The sequence below is a fragment of the Thalassococcus arenae genome (assembly GCF_019104745.1).
In the GTDB taxonomy this organism is placed as follows: Bacteria; Pseudomonadota; Alphaproteobacteria; order Rhodobacterales; family Rhodobacteraceae; genus Thalassococcus_B; species Thalassococcus_B arenae.
This window is the reverse complement of the sequence record NZ_JAHRWL010000001.1, coordinates 264,147-279,384: the sequence shown is the minus strand read 5'-3', so window position 1 is coordinate 279,384 and position 15,238 is coordinate 264,147. Positions and strand designations below refer to the sequence as shown.

The 15,238-nt window shown below is 64.9% G+C and carries 17 protein-coding genes; 5 read left to right on the top strand and 12 right to left on the bottom strand.

All coding sequences use genetic code 11. The features are described 5' to 3' along the window. The first annotated feature begins 3 nt into the window (after nucleotides 1-3). From KUH32_RS01390 to KUH32_RS01380, 3 genes are all read left to right on the top strand, one after another. A complete protein-coding gene (locus tag KUH32_RS01390; protein WP_217776279.1) occupies nucleotides 4-1,008 on the top strand; it encodes an AraC family transcriptional regulator in 1,005 nt (334 codons plus the stop codon). A gap of 105 nt (nucleotides 1,009-1,113) precedes the next feature. Continuing rightward, nucleotides 1,114-1,941, top strand: coding sequence for a Rossmann-fold NAD(P)-binding domain-containing protein (locus KUH32_RS01385; RefSeq protein ID WP_217776278.1), 828 nt, complete (start codon nucleotides 1,114-1,116; stop codon nucleotides 1,939-1,941). Between the two features lie 60 nt (nucleotides 1,942-2,001). After that, nucleotides 2,002-2,511, top strand: coding sequence for an anthrone oxygenase family protein (locus KUH32_RS01380; protein WP_217776277.1), 510 nt, complete (start codon nucleotides 2,002-2,004; stop codon nucleotides 2,509-2,511). Nucleotides 2,512-2,607: 96 nt separating this feature from the next. On the opposite strand, the gene KUH32_RS01375 is transcribed toward KUH32_RS01380, so the two are convergent. From KUH32_RS01375 to KUH32_RS01325, 11 genes are all read right to left on the bottom strand, one after another. Beyond that, nucleotides 2,608-3,123, bottom strand: coding sequence for a pyridoxamine 5'-phosphate oxidase family protein (locus KUH32_RS01375; protein ID WP_348541067.1), 516 nt, complete (start codon nucleotides 3,121-3,123; stop codon nucleotides 2,608-2,610). A gap of 2 nt (nucleotides 3,124-3,125) precedes the next feature. Continuing rightward, on the bottom strand, nucleotides 3,126-3,323 hold the full coding sequence (locus KUH32_RS01370; protein WP_217776276.1) for a CsbD family protein: 198 nt from the start codon (nucleotides 3,321-3,323) through the stop codon (nucleotides 3,126-3,128). A gap of 90 nt (nucleotides 3,324-3,413) precedes the next feature. Beyond that, nucleotides 3,414-3,875, bottom strand: coding sequence for a baeRF12 domain-containing protein (locus KUH32_RS01365; protein WP_217776275.1), 462 nt, complete (start codon nucleotides 3,873-3,875; stop codon nucleotides 3,414-3,416). Continuing rightward, nucleotides 3,868-4,080, bottom strand: coding sequence for a hypothetical protein (locus KUH32_RS01360; protein ID WP_217776274.1), 213 nt, complete (start codon nucleotides 4,078-4,080; stop codon nucleotides 3,868-3,870). The genes KUH32_RS01365 and KUH32_RS01360 overlap by 8 nt, the downstream gene beginning before the upstream one ends. 144 nt (nucleotides 4,081-4,224) lie before the next feature. Beyond that, the gene (locus KUH32_RS01355) at nucleotides 4,225-5,211 is read right to left on the bottom strand and encodes a YihY/virulence factor BrkB family protein (protein ID WP_217776273.1); all 987 of its coding nucleotides are present in this window, start codon (nucleotides 5,209-5,211) and stop codon (nucleotides 4,225-4,227) included. A 65-nt stretch (nucleotides 5,212-5,276) separates the two neighbouring features. Next, nucleotides 5,277-6,752, bottom strand: coding sequence for a phospholipase D family protein (locus tag KUH32_RS01350; protein WP_217776272.1), 1,476 nt, complete (start codon nucleotides 6,750-6,752; stop codon nucleotides 5,277-5,279). 9 nt (nucleotides 6,753-6,761) lie between these two features. After that, nucleotides 6,762-8,486 carry a sensor histidine kinase gene (locus KUH32_RS01345; protein WP_217776271.1) on the bottom strand — a complete coding sequence of 575 codons (1,725 nt, stop codon included), beginning with the start codon at nucleotides 8,484-8,486 and terminating at the stop codon, nucleotides 6,762-6,764. 191 nt (nucleotides 8,487-8,677) lie between these two features. Further along, nucleotides 8,678-9,880 (bottom strand): sensor histidine kinase, encoded by a 1,203-nt coding sequence (locus tag KUH32_RS01340; protein ID WP_217776270.1) that lies wholly within the window; start codon nucleotides 9,878-9,880, stop codon nucleotides 8,678-8,680. Nucleotides 9,881-10,021: 141 nt separating this feature from the next. Beyond that, the gene (locus KUH32_RS01335; RefSeq protein ID WP_217776269.1) at nucleotides 10,022-10,414 is read right to left on the bottom strand and encodes a hypothetical protein; all 393 of its coding nucleotides are present in this window, start codon (nucleotides 10,412-10,414) and stop codon (nucleotides 10,022-10,024) included. A gap of 142 nt (nucleotides 10,415-10,556) precedes the next feature. Continuing rightward, nucleotides 10,557-10,769: a hypervirulence associated TUDOR domain-containing protein gene (locus KUH32_RS01330; RefSeq protein WP_217776268.1), complete on the bottom strand. Its 213-nt coding sequence runs from the start codon at nucleotides 10,767-10,769 to the stop codon at nucleotides 10,557-10,559. A 119-nt stretch (nucleotides 10,770-10,888) separates the two neighbouring features. Further along, entirely contained in the window at nucleotides 10,889-11,353 is a 465-nt protein-coding gene (locus tag KUH32_RS01325; RefSeq protein ID WP_217776267.1) for a hypothetical protein, read from the bottom strand. A gap of 257 nt (nucleotides 11,354-11,610) precedes the next feature. Here KUH32_RS01325 and KUH32_RS01320 point away from each other — a divergent pair, with 257 nt between their 5' ends. Further along, nucleotides 11,611-12,972: a mechanosensitive ion channel domain-containing protein gene (locus KUH32_RS01320; protein WP_217776266.1), complete on the top strand. Its 1,362-nt coding sequence runs from the start codon at nucleotides 11,611-11,613 to the stop codon at nucleotides 12,970-12,972. A 3-nt stretch (nucleotides 12,973-12,975) separates the two neighbouring features. Next, nucleotides 12,976-14,214, top strand: coding sequence for a DUF2254 domain-containing protein (locus KUH32_RS01315; RefSeq protein ID WP_217776265.1), 1,239 nt, complete (start codon nucleotides 12,976-12,978; stop codon nucleotides 14,212-14,214). On the opposite strand, the gene KUH32_RS01310 is transcribed toward KUH32_RS01315, so the two are convergent. Next, nucleotides 14,211-15,236 (bottom strand): AI-2E family transporter, encoded by a 1,026-nt coding sequence (locus KUH32_RS01310; RefSeq protein WP_217776264.1) that lies wholly within the window; start codon nucleotides 15,234-15,236, stop codon nucleotides 14,211-14,213. The genes KUH32_RS01315 and KUH32_RS01310 overlap by 4 nt on opposite strands. Between the last annotated feature and the right edge of the window lie 2 nt (nucleotides 15,237-15,238).

Below are 15,238 nucleotides of genomic sequence, written 5' to 3'. Positions count from 1 at the left end.
GTCATGGGTTTGATCACGTCGCTTTTCGCGCGAAAGATGGTGGCCGCCGCGGGCAGTGCGGTGGACGGCGATGCGCATCTCTCGGCAATCGGTCTGGATCCATGCGCACCCTGCGACCCGAAGGTCATGGTCCGGGACACCGATTACTACGGTATGCTCGAACGGATCGCGGACGAAACCGACGTGACCGATCTTCCGCTTCGATGCGGGGCGTCGATGCGTTGCGACGAATACGGCGCCCTGGGTCTGGCCTGGAAGGCCGCGCCCGATCTGCTCGGCTCGTTCCGGCGGGTGGAACGCTATGCGCGGTTGTGGACCAGCGTCGTCGAGTACGAGCTTCGGCCCGGTGACGGAACGGTGCTGTTCATCCTCAATCGCGACGGCCCGCGACGGCTGGGGATGCGGTTGTCGAACGAGGCCACGCTGGCCAGCGCGGTGTCGCTGGCCCGGCAAGTATCGCCCGCGCGGTTCGCGCCTGCCGAGGTTCTGCTGCGCCATGCCGGACCGGCCGAAACCGCAGCACACGAGGCCTATTTCGGATGTCCCGTGCGCTTTGGTGCCGAACTTGATGCACTGCGCGTGGCGGACGAGTCACTGGCGCAGCGGAACGCTCTGGGGGATCGCGGGATAACACGGTTTCTCTTGACCCATCTGGATGCCGAACTGTCCGAGATCGAAGGCGCCGAAACGCTCGAAACCCGGACCAAGGATGCGATCGCCCGGTCACTCAGCGCCGGGCTGCCGAAAATGGCCGACATCGCCCGAGACCTGGGGTTGAGCGCGCGTTCGCTACACAGGCGATTGGCCGAACGCGGTCTCCGATTTCAGACGCTGACCGAACAAACCCGCCGCGAATTGGCCGAAGGCATGTTGCGAGACGACCGCTATTCCTTGGCCGAGATCGCCTTTCTGACCGGCTTTTCGGAACAAAGCGCGTTCACCCGCGCGTTCAAACGCTGGGTCGGCGACACGCCTGCCAGCTATCGCAGGGGCCGGATCGACCCCTGACGCAGGATTGGCGGCGATCGTCAAAATGCTGGCAGTGGCTGTCAATACCGCAGGCCGCCGCGCCGGCTATCCCTTGGTCAACGATCCCAGCCAAGGAGAAAGACCATGAAAACCGACCCCATCCTCGTCATCGGTGCAACAGGCAAGACCGGTTCACGCGTCGTCGCAGGACTTGAGGCACGCGGGCTGCCGGTACGCCGTGGCACGCGCGGCGCCGCGATCCCGTTCGACTGGGAAGTGCCGGAAACCTGGATGCCCGCATTGTCCGGTGTGTCGAAAGCCTATGTCACATACTACCCCGATCTGGCCTTCCCGGGAGCCGTCGACAAGGTCGCCGGGCTTTGCGAAGCCGCCAAGACGGCCGGTCTCGATCACATTGTCCTGCTGTCGGGGCGTGGCGAGCACCATGCCCGGCTGGGCGAAGAGGTCGTGCGCAATTCGGGCATCGACTTTACCCTCGTCCGGGCGTCATGGTTCGCGCAGAATTTCAGCGAAGGTTATTTGCGCGATCCGATCCTCTCGGGCGTTCTGCCGATGCCGGGCGGTGCGATCCGGGAACCGATCATCGACATCGACGACATCGCCGAAGTGGCGGTCACCGCGCTTGCCGAGGATGGCCACAGGGGTGCGCTTTACGAGGTGACCGGGCCGCGGCTGATGGGCTTTGCCGACATGGCCGAAACGCTGTCACAGGCTATCGGACGGCGGATCCGCCACATCCCCATCAGCTTCGAGGATTTCCACGCCAATGTGGCCGAAGCAGGAGGCCCTTTCGTGGCCGATGTGTTCACCGCCATTGCCCGCGAAACGCTGGACGGTCGCAACGCGCATGTCTGCGATGGCGTCCAGCGCGCCCTGGGCCGTCCGCCGCGCGATTTCGCCGACTATGCCCGGGGTGCCGCCGCATCGGGCGCCTGGGCAAACGCGGCCTGAACCCCAAGCGCCGGGATGGATGCGATCCCGGCGCTGTTGCATGCCCGAGGAGTCGAACCCATGTCCCCGATCCTTTTCCTTTTCCTGCAGTTCTGCATCCTGGCCTATGCCCTGGTCGGAGGCGTGTTCCTGGCCTTTTCGGATTTTCTCATGCGGTCCCTGGCGCGGACCGGCGGTTCCGGCGGTATCGATGCCATGCAGGTCATCAACCGCGAGGTTTTCCGCTGGGTCTTCATGGCGCTGTTTCTGGGCCTTGCGCCGGTGTCGTTGCTGATCGCCGGATATGGCGGCATCCTTGTCGATGGCGGCGCGGGTGTGCTGATGACGGCGGCCGGCCTGAGCTATCTTGTCGGCTGTTTCGGTGTGACCGTCGCCGTCAACGTGCCGATGAACGACGCCCTGTCCCGAATGGACGCCACTGGCCCCGACGCGCATGAATACTGGTCGGGCACCTATCTGCCCCGTTGGACCTTGTGGAACACCGTCCGAACACTGGCTTGCGTGCTTTCGGCGGCGCTGCTGCTTTCGGCGGTGCTGCGGCTGGCGCGATCGGGCGTGGCCACCCCGTGATGCCAGCTGCTGCCCGTCATACCAGCGGAACGAACCAAGCGCCGGCCCCGTGGGGCCGGCGCTTGCAATCGTCAGCGCACTGAAAGGCGCGAGGCGTCAGGCGGCCTGCGCGAAATCGATGATCCGGTGAACACCGATATCGGGTTCGGCCACGCCGTCACGCATGGCGGCGTTCATCATCTTCAACCCGACGCGGACCGGGTTGCTGTCCGACGCCCAGACCGCGGCCTCGCGCGGGGTCATCCTCAGCAGTGTAACGCGGGGGTCGTCCCGACCCTGCTCGAACCAGGCGGCGACGGGTGTGCTCCAAAGCTCGTCGAGCTTTTCGTCGCTGTGATAGATCACCAGAGGCCCGCGGATCGAGGCGTGATAGTCGCCCTTTTCGGACTGGTAGACAAAGGACGCCTCCGACCCGGGTCCAAGCGCAGCCACCAGATCGGTGTCCGCGGCCGTGATGAACCAGATCGCCTCCGACTCCTCGTCGGCGAAATGGGTCATCGGCTGCGGGTGCTGGTCACTGCCGGTGATCCACAACATGCCCGCGCGCGTGTCTTGCAGACGCCGCCACATCTGCGAGGCGGCTTGCTTTGCGTCTTCGGGAAAGCGGGCCACGGTCAGATACCCTCGAGGATGCGGTCGACGGTGCTGCGGATATCGTCCTTGGACTTGCCCAGCTTCTGCTGCAGCTTGCCTTCCAATTGCTCGCGGTCGCCCTTGGCCTCCTCGAGATCGTCGTCGGTCAGATCGCCATAGGCTTCGCGAAGCTTGCCCTTGATCTCGGTCCATTTGCCTTCGATGCGGTCCTTGTCCATCTGCTTTGCTCCTGTCGTCGGTGTGTCGGCGCGGGATGTTTCCCAGCCGTGATGTCGAATCAACGCGCCGCGCGGCATTCGGTTCCGGCGTCACGCGGCATCCCGGGTGGCCCGCAGGATCGCCTGTTCGATTTCGTCCAGCGGCATGTTGGTCAGCACCTTGGGCACGTCGAACAGCAGCTTTTCCTCGACGCTGACATGCATCTCCTTGCGCAGAGCGCTGAGGACGGGTCGGCTGGCGGCGATGACCAGAGCGTCGAACCGCCCGGCATGGGCGGCCTGATAGAGATCGTCGGCGATGGTCTTGGCGAACCGCTCCTTTTCCAGTTCGTGCCAGTCGGTATCGTCCACGGCCGAGCGCTGCACGCCGGGGCCATCGTTGAAACGTCCCGGCCGGTTGGCGGCCCAATCCTGTGCCTTCGGGTTGTCCTGTTCCTGCTTGTCGCGAACCACCAGATGCAGATGTTCGCCATCGCCCTTGTTGACGAGAAACAGCGCCTTTTCGCCGTCCGCGACCAGGACCCATGCGCGATGCGGAATGCCGTCAGCCATTGCGATCTTCCTTGTCCTTTTCCATGGATTTCGTGACGCGGGTCGCCCCGGCGGGACGTTCATGGGCGCGTTTCAATTCGTCCTTGGTGCCCAACGACCGCGCCAGGCGACCGCCCTCGCGGCCTTGCTGCCCGGCGGTTCCCGGTTCTCCGTGCATCTCCCTGGTCTCTTGACGACCGTCCTTGGATCGATGGCGATCAGCCATGGCGTTGCCTCCTGTGTTGGGGCGCATCGCGGTCAGGCCTGCATGCGCGCAGTGCCGCGTTGCGCCGGTTGAAATTCGAAAACGGATCGGCCCCGTGACACATCACGGGAAAGCTGCCGATGGTGGCTGTGCGACGGCCGCGGATCAGCTGCCATGGCCACGCACCTCTGACGGCGGACCGATCCGATCTCGGCTGGGTCCGTGTGCGACGGTGTCGGCCTTTACCGCTCCACGCTGGCCCATCGGGCGGTCCGGTCCGATAGTGCTGTCCCGGGCGGTTTGCGCTTCGAGTTCGGCATCCACAAGCGCACCAAGCAGCAGGATGAAGGCCGACAGCCACAGCCAGGTCAGCAGAACGATCACGCCGCCCAGGGCGCCGAAGGTTTCGTTGTACGATCCGAAGGTCTGGACGTAGACGTTGAACCCCAAGCTGCCCGCGACCCACAAAAGGCAGGCCAGCGTTGCTCCGGGGGACAGCCAGCGCCATTTCGCCGCCCGCCTGTCCGGCCCGAACCGGTACAGCACCGCGATACCCGTGGCAGCGATGGCCAGCAGGATCGGCCAGCGCACCATGAGGATCAGATCGCCGGGCACAAGCGCACCGAGCCACCCAGCCAGGACGGGCAAGGCGGCGATGGCCAGAAGCGACACCAGGAAGGCCAGAACCAGCGATACCGTCAGCACGATATTGAGCCCTGTCAGAGCGATGATGCCGCGTGTCTCGTTTTCCTCATAGACCACGTTCAGCCCGGCGATCAGGTTGCCCACCGCGCGCGACGCCGAAAACAGCGATACCGCAAGAGTGAACAGGGCCGCCAATGTCAGAGACGCCGCATCCCCGCCGAGGACCTCGCGCAGTTGTCCCAGCACGAGTTCGCGCGCGCTTTCGGGCAGGACCGCGGCGATGGTCTGGGAATGGTCGATCAGAAGGCTGCTGTCGAAAACCAGCCCGGTGATCGCGACCAGCGCGGTGAGCCCGGGGAACAGCGACAGAAGGCCGTAAAAGGCGATGCCGGCGGCCAGAAGACCGAGATTGACCTTGCTCTGCCGCGCCCAGACGCGGCGCGCCACGTCCAGCCAACCCCGTGCCGGGATCTCTTGCGGATGTGTCGCGTTGCGGCCGTGCGTCATTCGGGGCGTCCTCGGGTCGGGTCAGCTAGGAAACGCCGGACCGGCGCCCTGGGTTCCCGATCTTCTCAGACGATGTCTTCGGTCACGCCGGGCAGGGGCTGGGCGATATCGCGGGTCTTGCCAGCATCGAAGGGCACCAGGAATCCGCTGCGGTTTTCGGGCCGATGCACCGCGTTTCGGGTGATTTCGCGGCGCCACCATGCCAACAGCGTTTCGGGCGCGCGGGCCTCGGCGGGCAGCGGGGCGAACCACCAATGCGACAGAAGCTTGGCGCGCGCAGCCGCGACCTGGGATGGCGCGCGTGTATCCACCGCAAGTTCGGTGTCCCATCGCAGGGCCCGTCCGTTCAAGTTGGCAGAGCCGATCAGCACAAGGTCGTCGTCCTGCACGAGCACCTTGTTGTGCACATGGATCATCGGCGATCCGGCGAGTGTCGCAAGATCGCAGCGCGCGGCAAGGATCGGGCGCACGGGAACGGCAAAGAGGGCACGTTCGCCCATCGCATCCCGCACCGTTCCGATCGCATCCTGAGCGCGCGACAGACCGAACCGCATGTCCAGGCCGGTCTTGCCGTCATGCACCAGTTCGTCGGGGGCTCCGGGCAGGATCACGAGCGCGGAAAGATCGCGATTGCGCGCGGCCGCCTCCGCCAGACCATCCGCGATGCGCCGAGACCGGAAGAATTGCGTTTCGATGTGGATGAGATGGCGCGCCTCGGCGAAAGCCTGCAGATGCGCCTGTTCGATTTCGTTCAGTACGGTGCGCGGCGAAACGAAGGGAAATTGCATCCGACGCGGCACCGACAGCGTTCGTTTCAATCGTCGGAACGGAGGTGGATCGATTTCGCCTGCGGTTACCCGAGCCATGGTGTCGAGATGCCGGCGCGCTTCGCGCGCGGCCTTGCCCGTGGCGATGACCTGGACATCGGACCAGGTTTCCCGCGAGGGCCGGTCGTGATCGGGTGTGTCGTAGCGCCGATCGTTCAGATCCAGCCCCCCGACATACAGGACGCGGTCGTCGATCACGGCGACTTTCTGGTGGTGCGAGACCGGACAGAGATCCGGTGGCGACGCGTCTTGCAAACCGATGGCCTCGCGGGACAGGGCGGCCTGCGGCATCTCGCGAACGGCCTTGCCGCGCCGTCGCAGCACCAGCGGCAGGAAGGCAAGGCGGGGCAAAAGGCCGGCACGGGCGGGATGCATATGCGCACGAACCGCGACACGGCCAGGCGCTGCATCGGCGATCTCGGCCAGCGCGGCGCCCTGCCGGACCGTGGTCCAGGCCCGACGGTGCAGTTCCGTCGCCATGACCGGATCGAAATCGCTGACGGTCAGGTCAAAGGCCACACCGCGCCGGATGACATGCGCCAGCAGATCGAACCACGTCTCTCCGATGGCGCGGGCTTCGGCGCTGCGCAGCCGCGTCGTCATGTCGAAAATGCGAAATCCCGCGACCACCGACCTTTGCGCCGACAGAACGGCGCGCTCGAAAGCCGGAAATGCTTCGTCAGCGGTGACGAAGACCTCGAATTCATCCGACATGTCTGCCTCTCAGGCCGCGGGAACGGTTCTAGGGAACTCAACGATGGTTGTGGAACGCCCGTCGGCGGAAAAGGTTTCCATCTCGGCGTTCAATTGGCGGGCGAACGCCATCGTCAGTTGCGCCTGAAGCGGATCGCCCGCCGCTGTGTCGCGGTCGGGCAGGGGGGTCTCGGCCTGATCGAAGGTCAGCCGCAGCCGATCGTCGTTCACGGCTTCCAGCGTCAGCCGGATGGGGCCCGCCGGATCGGCGCCGTCTATCCGTTCAGCCAGGATTTCGGCGACCAACAGGGACATCGGCATCGCCTGATCCGGCACCAGGTCGATCTTGCTGTCATCGAGCGTCAGGTCGACCATGTGCCGCTTGCCTGCCAGTGCCGACGCGTCGTCGATCACCGCGCGGACCAGTTCGGTCGCGTCGACCGTGCTCTGGTCGGGATTATTGAACAGCGCCCGGTGCAGAACGGCCATGCTGCGCACCCGCCGCTGCAAGCGGCCCAGCACCTGCGTGACGTCCTCCGACGCGGATTTGCGCGCCTGCATGTTGATGATCGATGCGATGAGTTGCAGGTTGTTCTTGACCCGGTGGTGAACTTCGCGCAGCAGAACCTCCTTGTCCTTCAGATCCTTTTCGCGCCGCGCCTCGGCCTTGGAAATGAGCAGCGCCATACGGTTGAACGCGCGCTGCGCCTCGTTCAGTTCCTCGGGTGCGTCGTCCAGCGACAGTGGCACGGCACCCCTTTCGCCAAGCGCGAACCGGCGCATGGCCGAACGCAACCCGGCGACATGGCGGATCACCAGACGCTGCATTCCGTACAACGCCACGCCCACACCGGCGAGCCACATCAGGATCGGAAACGCGGTTGCGACCGTACCTTCCAGTCGCGATTGGTCCGTTAGCGGAGCACTGGCCGGCCAACTGCCGACAAGAACCAGCGAATCCGCAAGTGTCAGCGCGACCGCGTAGTGGCGATCCTCGCCGTTTTCGGCGGTGGCGAGAAAGGTCGTGTCGGCATGATCGACAAGCTGCGCCGGCGGGATATCGCGGGGCAGGAACATTGGCGCCAGTTCCGCGGTGGACGAAGACGCGACGACATTGCCGGTGCGATCGATCGACGCGAGTTCGAAATCCTTGTGCGCGTCCGGGTCGCCCTGCAGGGCGCTGATCGCCGCATAGGGTATCGAAAGCGTGACGATTCCGGAAAACGCGCCGTCGCGCCGCGCAGAGTGGCTGGCAAGCACGACATGTTCGCCAGTCACCGCGCCGGCGGTATCGACCGAGACCATCGGCCCCGGCCGGTCTCGGGCGGCGGCAAAGCGATCGCTGCCCGAGAAATCGCGGACGGCCCCCGTGGAACTGCACGCCATTCGGCCATCGGGCCGGGTGAAGGCGGCGAAAATGTAAAGCGGGTTCTCGGACACGAAATCCGCAAGCGCGGTGCGGCAGAGATCGTCATCCAGCGTCGGCAGAACGGATGCCAGTCCCTTGGCCGCACCCAGGGCGCCTTCGATCAGTTCGCGTTCGCGGGTCGCGGCCGCCAGCGTGCGCGCCTTGAGCGAGGCCGAGGACAGGCTGCGCGCGTCCTCGATGACCACTCGGGTCTGGTAGACCGAGATCAACCCGAGCGGCAGCATCGCCAGCGTCATCAGCAGCGCGATGCGCGTGATCAGACTGCGGCTCCAACGGGGCTTTGCGGCCAGATCGTCGGGCGCATGGCTTTTGGCCCGATCAGACATTGCGACCGTTCGGAACGAAAAGCTGCACGCATGTTTCGCACGCCTCGGCAAGGCGCCGAGACGCGACGGTCTGCGCGACCATTATCAAGAGACGGTGTGACATGAATCCAAAACACGCCGCAGTGTCAAAAGTTCCTGAGTTCCTTCATGAAAGCTTTCGTACGAAAAGTCGACGCGACACGCGCCCACCGTCAGAGTTCGAGGATTTTCACCGAAAGGTTGATCGTGTACGAGAACCGGCCGGGTGAAACGGTGTTCTCGATCGTTCCGCGCAATTGCCGTTCCAGCGAGATTTCCAGCAACCGCGAACCGAAGCCGCCTTTCGCCGGCGGCGCACTGGATGTTTTCTGCACGGTCTCGTCCCAAGCGATCCTCACCGCGTCGTCCGCGATCCGCCACTGCACGCGAAGATGGCCCTCGGGTTCGGAAAGCGCGCCGTACTTGGCCGCGTTCGTCACCAATTCGTGAAAGGCCAGCGCGGCGTAGACCGCGGATCGCGGCCCCAGTTCGACCGGATCGCCGGACAGCGCCACGCGGTCACGGTTGGCCATGAGATGGGGCTGAATCAGCCGGCCCAGCAGATCGCCAAGCGTCGTTGCGGCGCCGTCCCTTGTCGCTGCATGGGCAACAGGCACCAGAAGCGCGTGTGCCTCGGCCAAGGCCTGGATGCGCCCCGAAACGCTGGTCGCCAGGGCTTCGGCGCTGTCATGCGCGGCGCGTTCCATCCTCAAGATCCCGTTCGTCAGCGTAAAGAGGTTCTTCACCCGGTGGTTCAATTCCTGAACGATCAGCTCGCTTTCCGCGATGGCATCGCGCAGGCGCAGCGTTGTCTCGAGCGAAGCACAGATGTCCTGCATCGCGGCGACATCCTCGGCGGTCCAGGCGCGGGGCTTGTGGTCGATGGCACAGAACGAGCCCAGCACCTCGCCGTCCGGTCCGCGGATCGGAACCCCCAGGTAGGCGATGACCGACAGATCGGAGACGGCCTTGTTTTCGCGGACCAGCGGATGCTTGCGCGCGTCCTCGACGATCAGCGGTTCGGAACGGGCGACCACGTGCTGGCAAAAGGAATGGCTCAGCGGCGTACCGCGATTATCGCAGGCCCAGCCGGAAAGCCCTTGCTGCGCGCCGAAGAACTGCCGGTGCGCGTCGACGAAGGACACCAGGCTGACCGGGACGCCCAGCAGACGACCGGCGAGGCGAACGGCGCGGTCGAAATCGGGATCGGCTTCGGCATCCATCACCTCGGCCTGGTCCAGCGCTGCCAGCCGCCGTTCCGCGCCCAGTGCCCGCGACGCCGGTTCCTGTTGCCGTTCCGAACCTGTTTCGCAGGATTCCTCGCCGCGTTCCGCCACGCGCACGGCCGCCGGTCGATTGGTCTTTCCGTCGCCCAAAGGCTGGCTCCGTGGCTGTTCGAGTGAAAGGCTGAAATCGCTGTCTTGCGCACGAGGATTGCAGGAAACGGGCGAATTTCCAACCGCCGGACACAGGGACGCCAGGATCGTTCGCTGCCGATCGCGCAACGACGCGCATCGTCAAGATGGCGCCGGGGTGTCTTCCGCCAAGCCTCGCACGGATCGCAGGGCGTGATCCAGATCCGCGGTCGAGAAAGGTCGCGCAAGAATTGGTAGTCCTTCCGAAGCCGGGTCCACGCTGTGCCCGTTCACCACGATCGTCGGCCACCCCATGTAGCGGATCGCGGCCAGGCAATCCCTGGCTTCGGACCCGGATAGCGGGAAACCGAACATCACCAGTGCTGGCGGCGAGGCGGCTTGGATCACGAGGGCGGTCGCGGCGGAAACCGTGGTGGCCATCCCGATTCGATCCACACCCTTGGATTGCAGGAATTCCGCGATATCCATCGCCTCGAGCGCGTTCTCGGTAAGAATGAAGGCCCGAGCCCGTCGGGAATCGATCGCATTCGCCATGACCCGCTACCTGTCTTTGATGGTGACTTTGCGGTGGGTATGGCAGCGTGATGGGTGGGCCGCATTAAACTGTGACATAGGTCTCGGCCGATCACAGCGGATGCGTGGATTGCCGCCGATGGACGGCTTTCTGCGGCCCGGTTCAGGCCCGTTCGATCTCGCTGGCGCTTTTCAGCACTTCGTCGCCATCGTCCTGTTCGATCAGGTAGGCCGGGTCGTCCTTGCTGGCCTTTCGGGTCACTTCGGTGCCGCTGATCGTCCGTGTCACCTTTTCGGTGAAAACCTCGGTGATCGTGCCTTTGCCGGTGCCGTTTCCCCAGCTCCATGCGACCGCGTCGCCCTTTGAAAAACGCATCCCGGAATCCTTTCTGTGATTTGTAAATGTCCCTCGCTGCGGCGACCGGTGCCGGAGGTGCGGTCGGGCCGTGGTTCGCGAAATCGAGCGGAGCGGTCCGGCACCCCGGCCCAAAAGCGTCAACGCGGCGGCCGGGGCGCAATCGGGTCCGCGGCGGCGGCGGTACGGCCGCTGCATCGGGCCGTGGAGGCCAATCGGGGCCAGTCGTCATCACGCCGTCGGGTTCGGTCCGTGCCGACATGAGCGGCGATCATGAGCGCGCCGATGCTGAACAGGTGCGGCGTGACGATCAGGCATTGTGCGTTCAAGGATATCTCCTGAAAGGTCTGGATTGCACGCATTGCGTGCCCGGCGTCGGGCGTTGTCCGGTTGGGAAAGATCGCGGATTGACTGCGGTCCGCCTCCGTTTCGCCGGCTTCGGTCATACAATTCCCGAGCGCGGCGTTTGGTTCCTGAAAACCGTGTTTCTTGCCGCGCTTCCCGCCGCGCCCGATCAACCGGAACCAAAGACGGCCCGGCGCGTTCACCAGCCGCGCGCAGGCTTTGCCTGAGCATCCACAGGTGAAGAACGTTGTGAATACCAACTCTGCAATCCTTGCGCATACTGCGCGTCGGCGCCCTGCCACACTGGCAGACGCGACGCGCCGGGATGTGCGCCAAGCCGATTTCCCGCGGCGCAGCCGTTCGCGAAACCGGATTTTTCCCCGGTTCCCGCACAGCGCGCAGACTGTCCGGTCCGGGTCGGGATCGTCGGTCCCGAACGCTCGGGAGTGGTCCGAAACCGCGCTCAGGTCCGGGTTTTCGCTGTCGCACGCCAATCCAAGCCGATAGGGTCGTCATCATGTTGAAACAGGCGATTTTCGGGGTCGCGTTCGCACTTTGGGTCGCGACCCCCGGCGATCTTTGCGCCCAGACCGCTTCGGAGCCGGTCCAGACCGAGACCACCATCGAAGTGGGTGAAGGCGCACCCAGCGATGACCAGATCCGCGTGCGGATTTCCAATCTTCTGGCCGAGATCGACGGGTACGACCGGGTTCGCGTGGCGGTGTCGCAAGGTGTCGTCCGGTTGAGCGGCGAGGTGCTGGACAACGCGGCGCAGGATCAGTTGAGCACGATCGTGAACCGGGTCGCCGGTGTGGTCGCCATCGAGAACGACACCGAGATCAGCGGCACGCTGGAAGAACGTCTCGCGCCGGCGGTGGATCGCATCACGGAACGGTCTCGCAATCTGCTGGTCAACGCGCCGATCTTCCTTGTCGCTGTTTCGGCCTTTCTGCTGGTCGCGCTTGGCGGTTGGGCCCTGACCACCCGGATCGGCATCTGGTCATGGCTTGCGCCGAACCTGTTCATCGCCGATGTCTACCGGGCCGTCGCGCGGATCGTCTTCATCTTGCTGGGCGTCGTTCTGGCCTTGGACATCCTGAACGCGACCGCTCTGATCGGGGCGGTTCTTGGAGCCGCTGGCGTGGTCGGGCTGGCCTTGGGTTTTGCCGTGCGCGATACGGTCGAGAATTTCATCGCGTCGATCCTGCTGAGCCTGCGCCAGCCCTTCAGGCCGAATGATTTCGTGGACATCCAGGGCGATGTGGGCACGGTCGCCCGATTGACCTCGCGCGCGACGATCCTGATTTCGCCCGAGGGCAATCACGTGCGCATCCCCAATGCCACCGTGTTCAAGGGCCGGATCATCAACTATACGCGCGACCCGCAGCGCCGCTTTTCGTTCGACCTGGGTGTTGACGCCGATGCGGATCTTGCAGCGGCACTGGCCACCGCGGTGCAGGCGTTGAACGAATTGCCCTTCGTTCTGGACACCCCGGAAGTCGGCGCGTGGATCAGCGAGGTCGGCGATTCCAACGTCATTCTCACCTTCGTGGGCTGGGTCGATCAGGAAGCGGTGGATTTCGCCAAGGCGCGCGGCGAAGCGATCCGCACGACGAAAACGGCCCTTGAAGCCGCGGGGTTCGGCCTGCCCGAGCCGATCTATCGTGTTCGACTGGACCAGCCCGGCGTCGCGCCCGAGACCACCCCGTCCGGTGGCGTTCCGGCGGCCCGGGCCGCCGCGCCGGCCGAAAGCTCTGCGTTGCCCGATGCCGCCGATCCGACCCGCACCGAAGATGCCAGCGTCGATGCGGCGGCGCGTGAGCGTGCGGGCGCCCGGAACGAAGAAAACCTTCTCGATTCCGAACAGAAGGCGGAATGAGCGATGATCCGACCGACCGCCCTTTCGCTGTCCCAGACCTGGCAGACCCTGCGCCGGGTCAGCCGTATTCTTTGGGTGCGGGTGGCGCTGATATCGGCGCTGTCGATTGCGGCGGCCTTGTCGGCCGGTCTGCTCGATCCGTTGATCCCGCAGGCCTCCAAGGACCGCTTTTCCGCCGAGGCCACCTTGCCGGTCCTGAACGTGCTGGCCAGCAGCATGCTGGCCGTCGCGACGTTTTCGCTGGGCATCATGGTGTCGTCTCACCGCACCTTGGCCGACCAGTCGACGCCGCGCATCCACCAGCTGTTGATGGAAGACACTTCGACCCAGTCGGTTCTGGCGACCTTCATCGGCGCCTTCGTCTTCGCGCTGTCGGCGATCATCCTGTTCCGCGCGGGCTATTACGACCAGAGCGCCGTGGTCATCGTTTTCGTCGCGACGGTCATGGTGGTGCTCGCCATTGTGGTATCACTGATCCGTTGGATCGGCCGGTTGTCGCAGATCGGCAGCCTGCAATACGCGCTGGACCGGGCCGAAGACTCGGCGCGGTCGGTGCTGAACACGCATCGGGAATGGCCGTGCATGGGCGCGCTGGCGGTCACGGACGCCGCTGCGGCCGCGGCAAACACGCCGGTGCGTGCCCAAGCGTCCGGTTATGTCACGCGCATACAGCTTGCCGATCTGCAGGAACGCGCCGAAAAGGACAAAGCCCGCGTCGTCCTGTCGGTGCGTCCCGGCGATCACGTTCTCAGCGGCGAAATCGTCGCGCGACTGGACGGCGATGCCGATCCCGAGGCCTATGCCGGGTGCATCCTTTTGGGCCAGAATCGCAGCTACGACCAGGACCCGCGCTATGCCATCCGCACGTTGCGCGAAAGCGCGCAAAAGGCGCTGTCGCCGGGTATCAACGATCCGGGCACGGCAATGGATGTGACGGCACGGCTGGAGCGGCTGTTGTGGGAAGCGACCGAACCGATCGAGAAGAAAGAGGCGTTGTATGACCGGGTTTACCTGCCGGAATACGCGCCCGATGCGCTGGTCGACATGGCGTTCCGCGCCATTGCCCGGGACGGGCGCACCAATGTCAGCGTGCTTGCCCGCGTGGCGGCCGCAGTCGACAAGCTGTCCCAGCGATGCGGCAGCGACCGGACAGAGGCGCTTGCCCGGGACATCGTCGCCTTTGGACAGGATGGCCTGACCGCGGCCCCCGACCGTGCCGGCTTTTCCGACCGACGCGGCTAGCGAGCCAGACCGGCGATCCGGCGGCGCTGCGGCAGATCGGACAGCACCAGCTCGGGCCGCAGCATGACGCCGAACCAAAGAAGGACCGGCAAGGCGACGATGGCGCCGATCGGCCCCCAGATCCACAAGCCGAAAATGATCGCCAGGAAAACGATGAGCGGATTCATGGCCAGACGCTTGCCCACGACCAGCGGTGTCACGAAATTCGCCTCGAGCATGTTGATCGTCAGGAACGCGGCGGGTGGCAGCAGCGCCGCAAAGCCGATGAACTGGATCATGCCCGCGATCGTCAATGCAAGGATCACCATCAATGGTCCGAGATAGAGGATGTAGTTGAGCAGACCCGCCGCCAGCCCCCAGAGCACGGCGTATTCGACGCCGATCGCCATCAGCACGCCTGCCGTCGCGCAGCCCAGCCCGACATTCACCAGCGTCACGGCCGCAAAATAGCGCGAGACGGCGCGATCGGCCTTGCGCAGCTTACCTTCCAGCGCACCGGTCTTTGCGTAGATATCGTTGCGCGTCAGAACAAAGAAGAACAGCGTGCCGACGAATATGAACACCTGCGACAGGAAGCTCGGCGCCAGCCACAGCGCATCGCTGACCGTCGGAATGGCGGTCTGCGGATCGACGTCCTCGGCGCCGACGCTTTCGCCGATCTCCTGGCTGATTTCCTCGATCCCGCGCAAAAGGCCCGACGCGGTTTCAAGCCAGTACGCCGCCACGGCCTTGATCCGCGGCAATTCGTCGATCAGCAGACCGACCAGCGGCTCGACCAGCAGAAGGGCCGCGCCGGTGAACGCCGTGCTGAGCGCCAGCAAAACCACCGCGATGACGAGCCGCGGCACACCCAGACCCGACAGCCGGTCCGCCAGTGGAGAGACGACGACCCCGAGCACCAGCGCGAAAACCATCGGTGCAAGGATCTGCTGACCGAACTGCAGGGCCATGACCAGCGCCAGCGTGGTCAGGATGGACAGCATGACGCGTGTTGCCTGTTCGCTCAGGATCGTCTGGATCATCG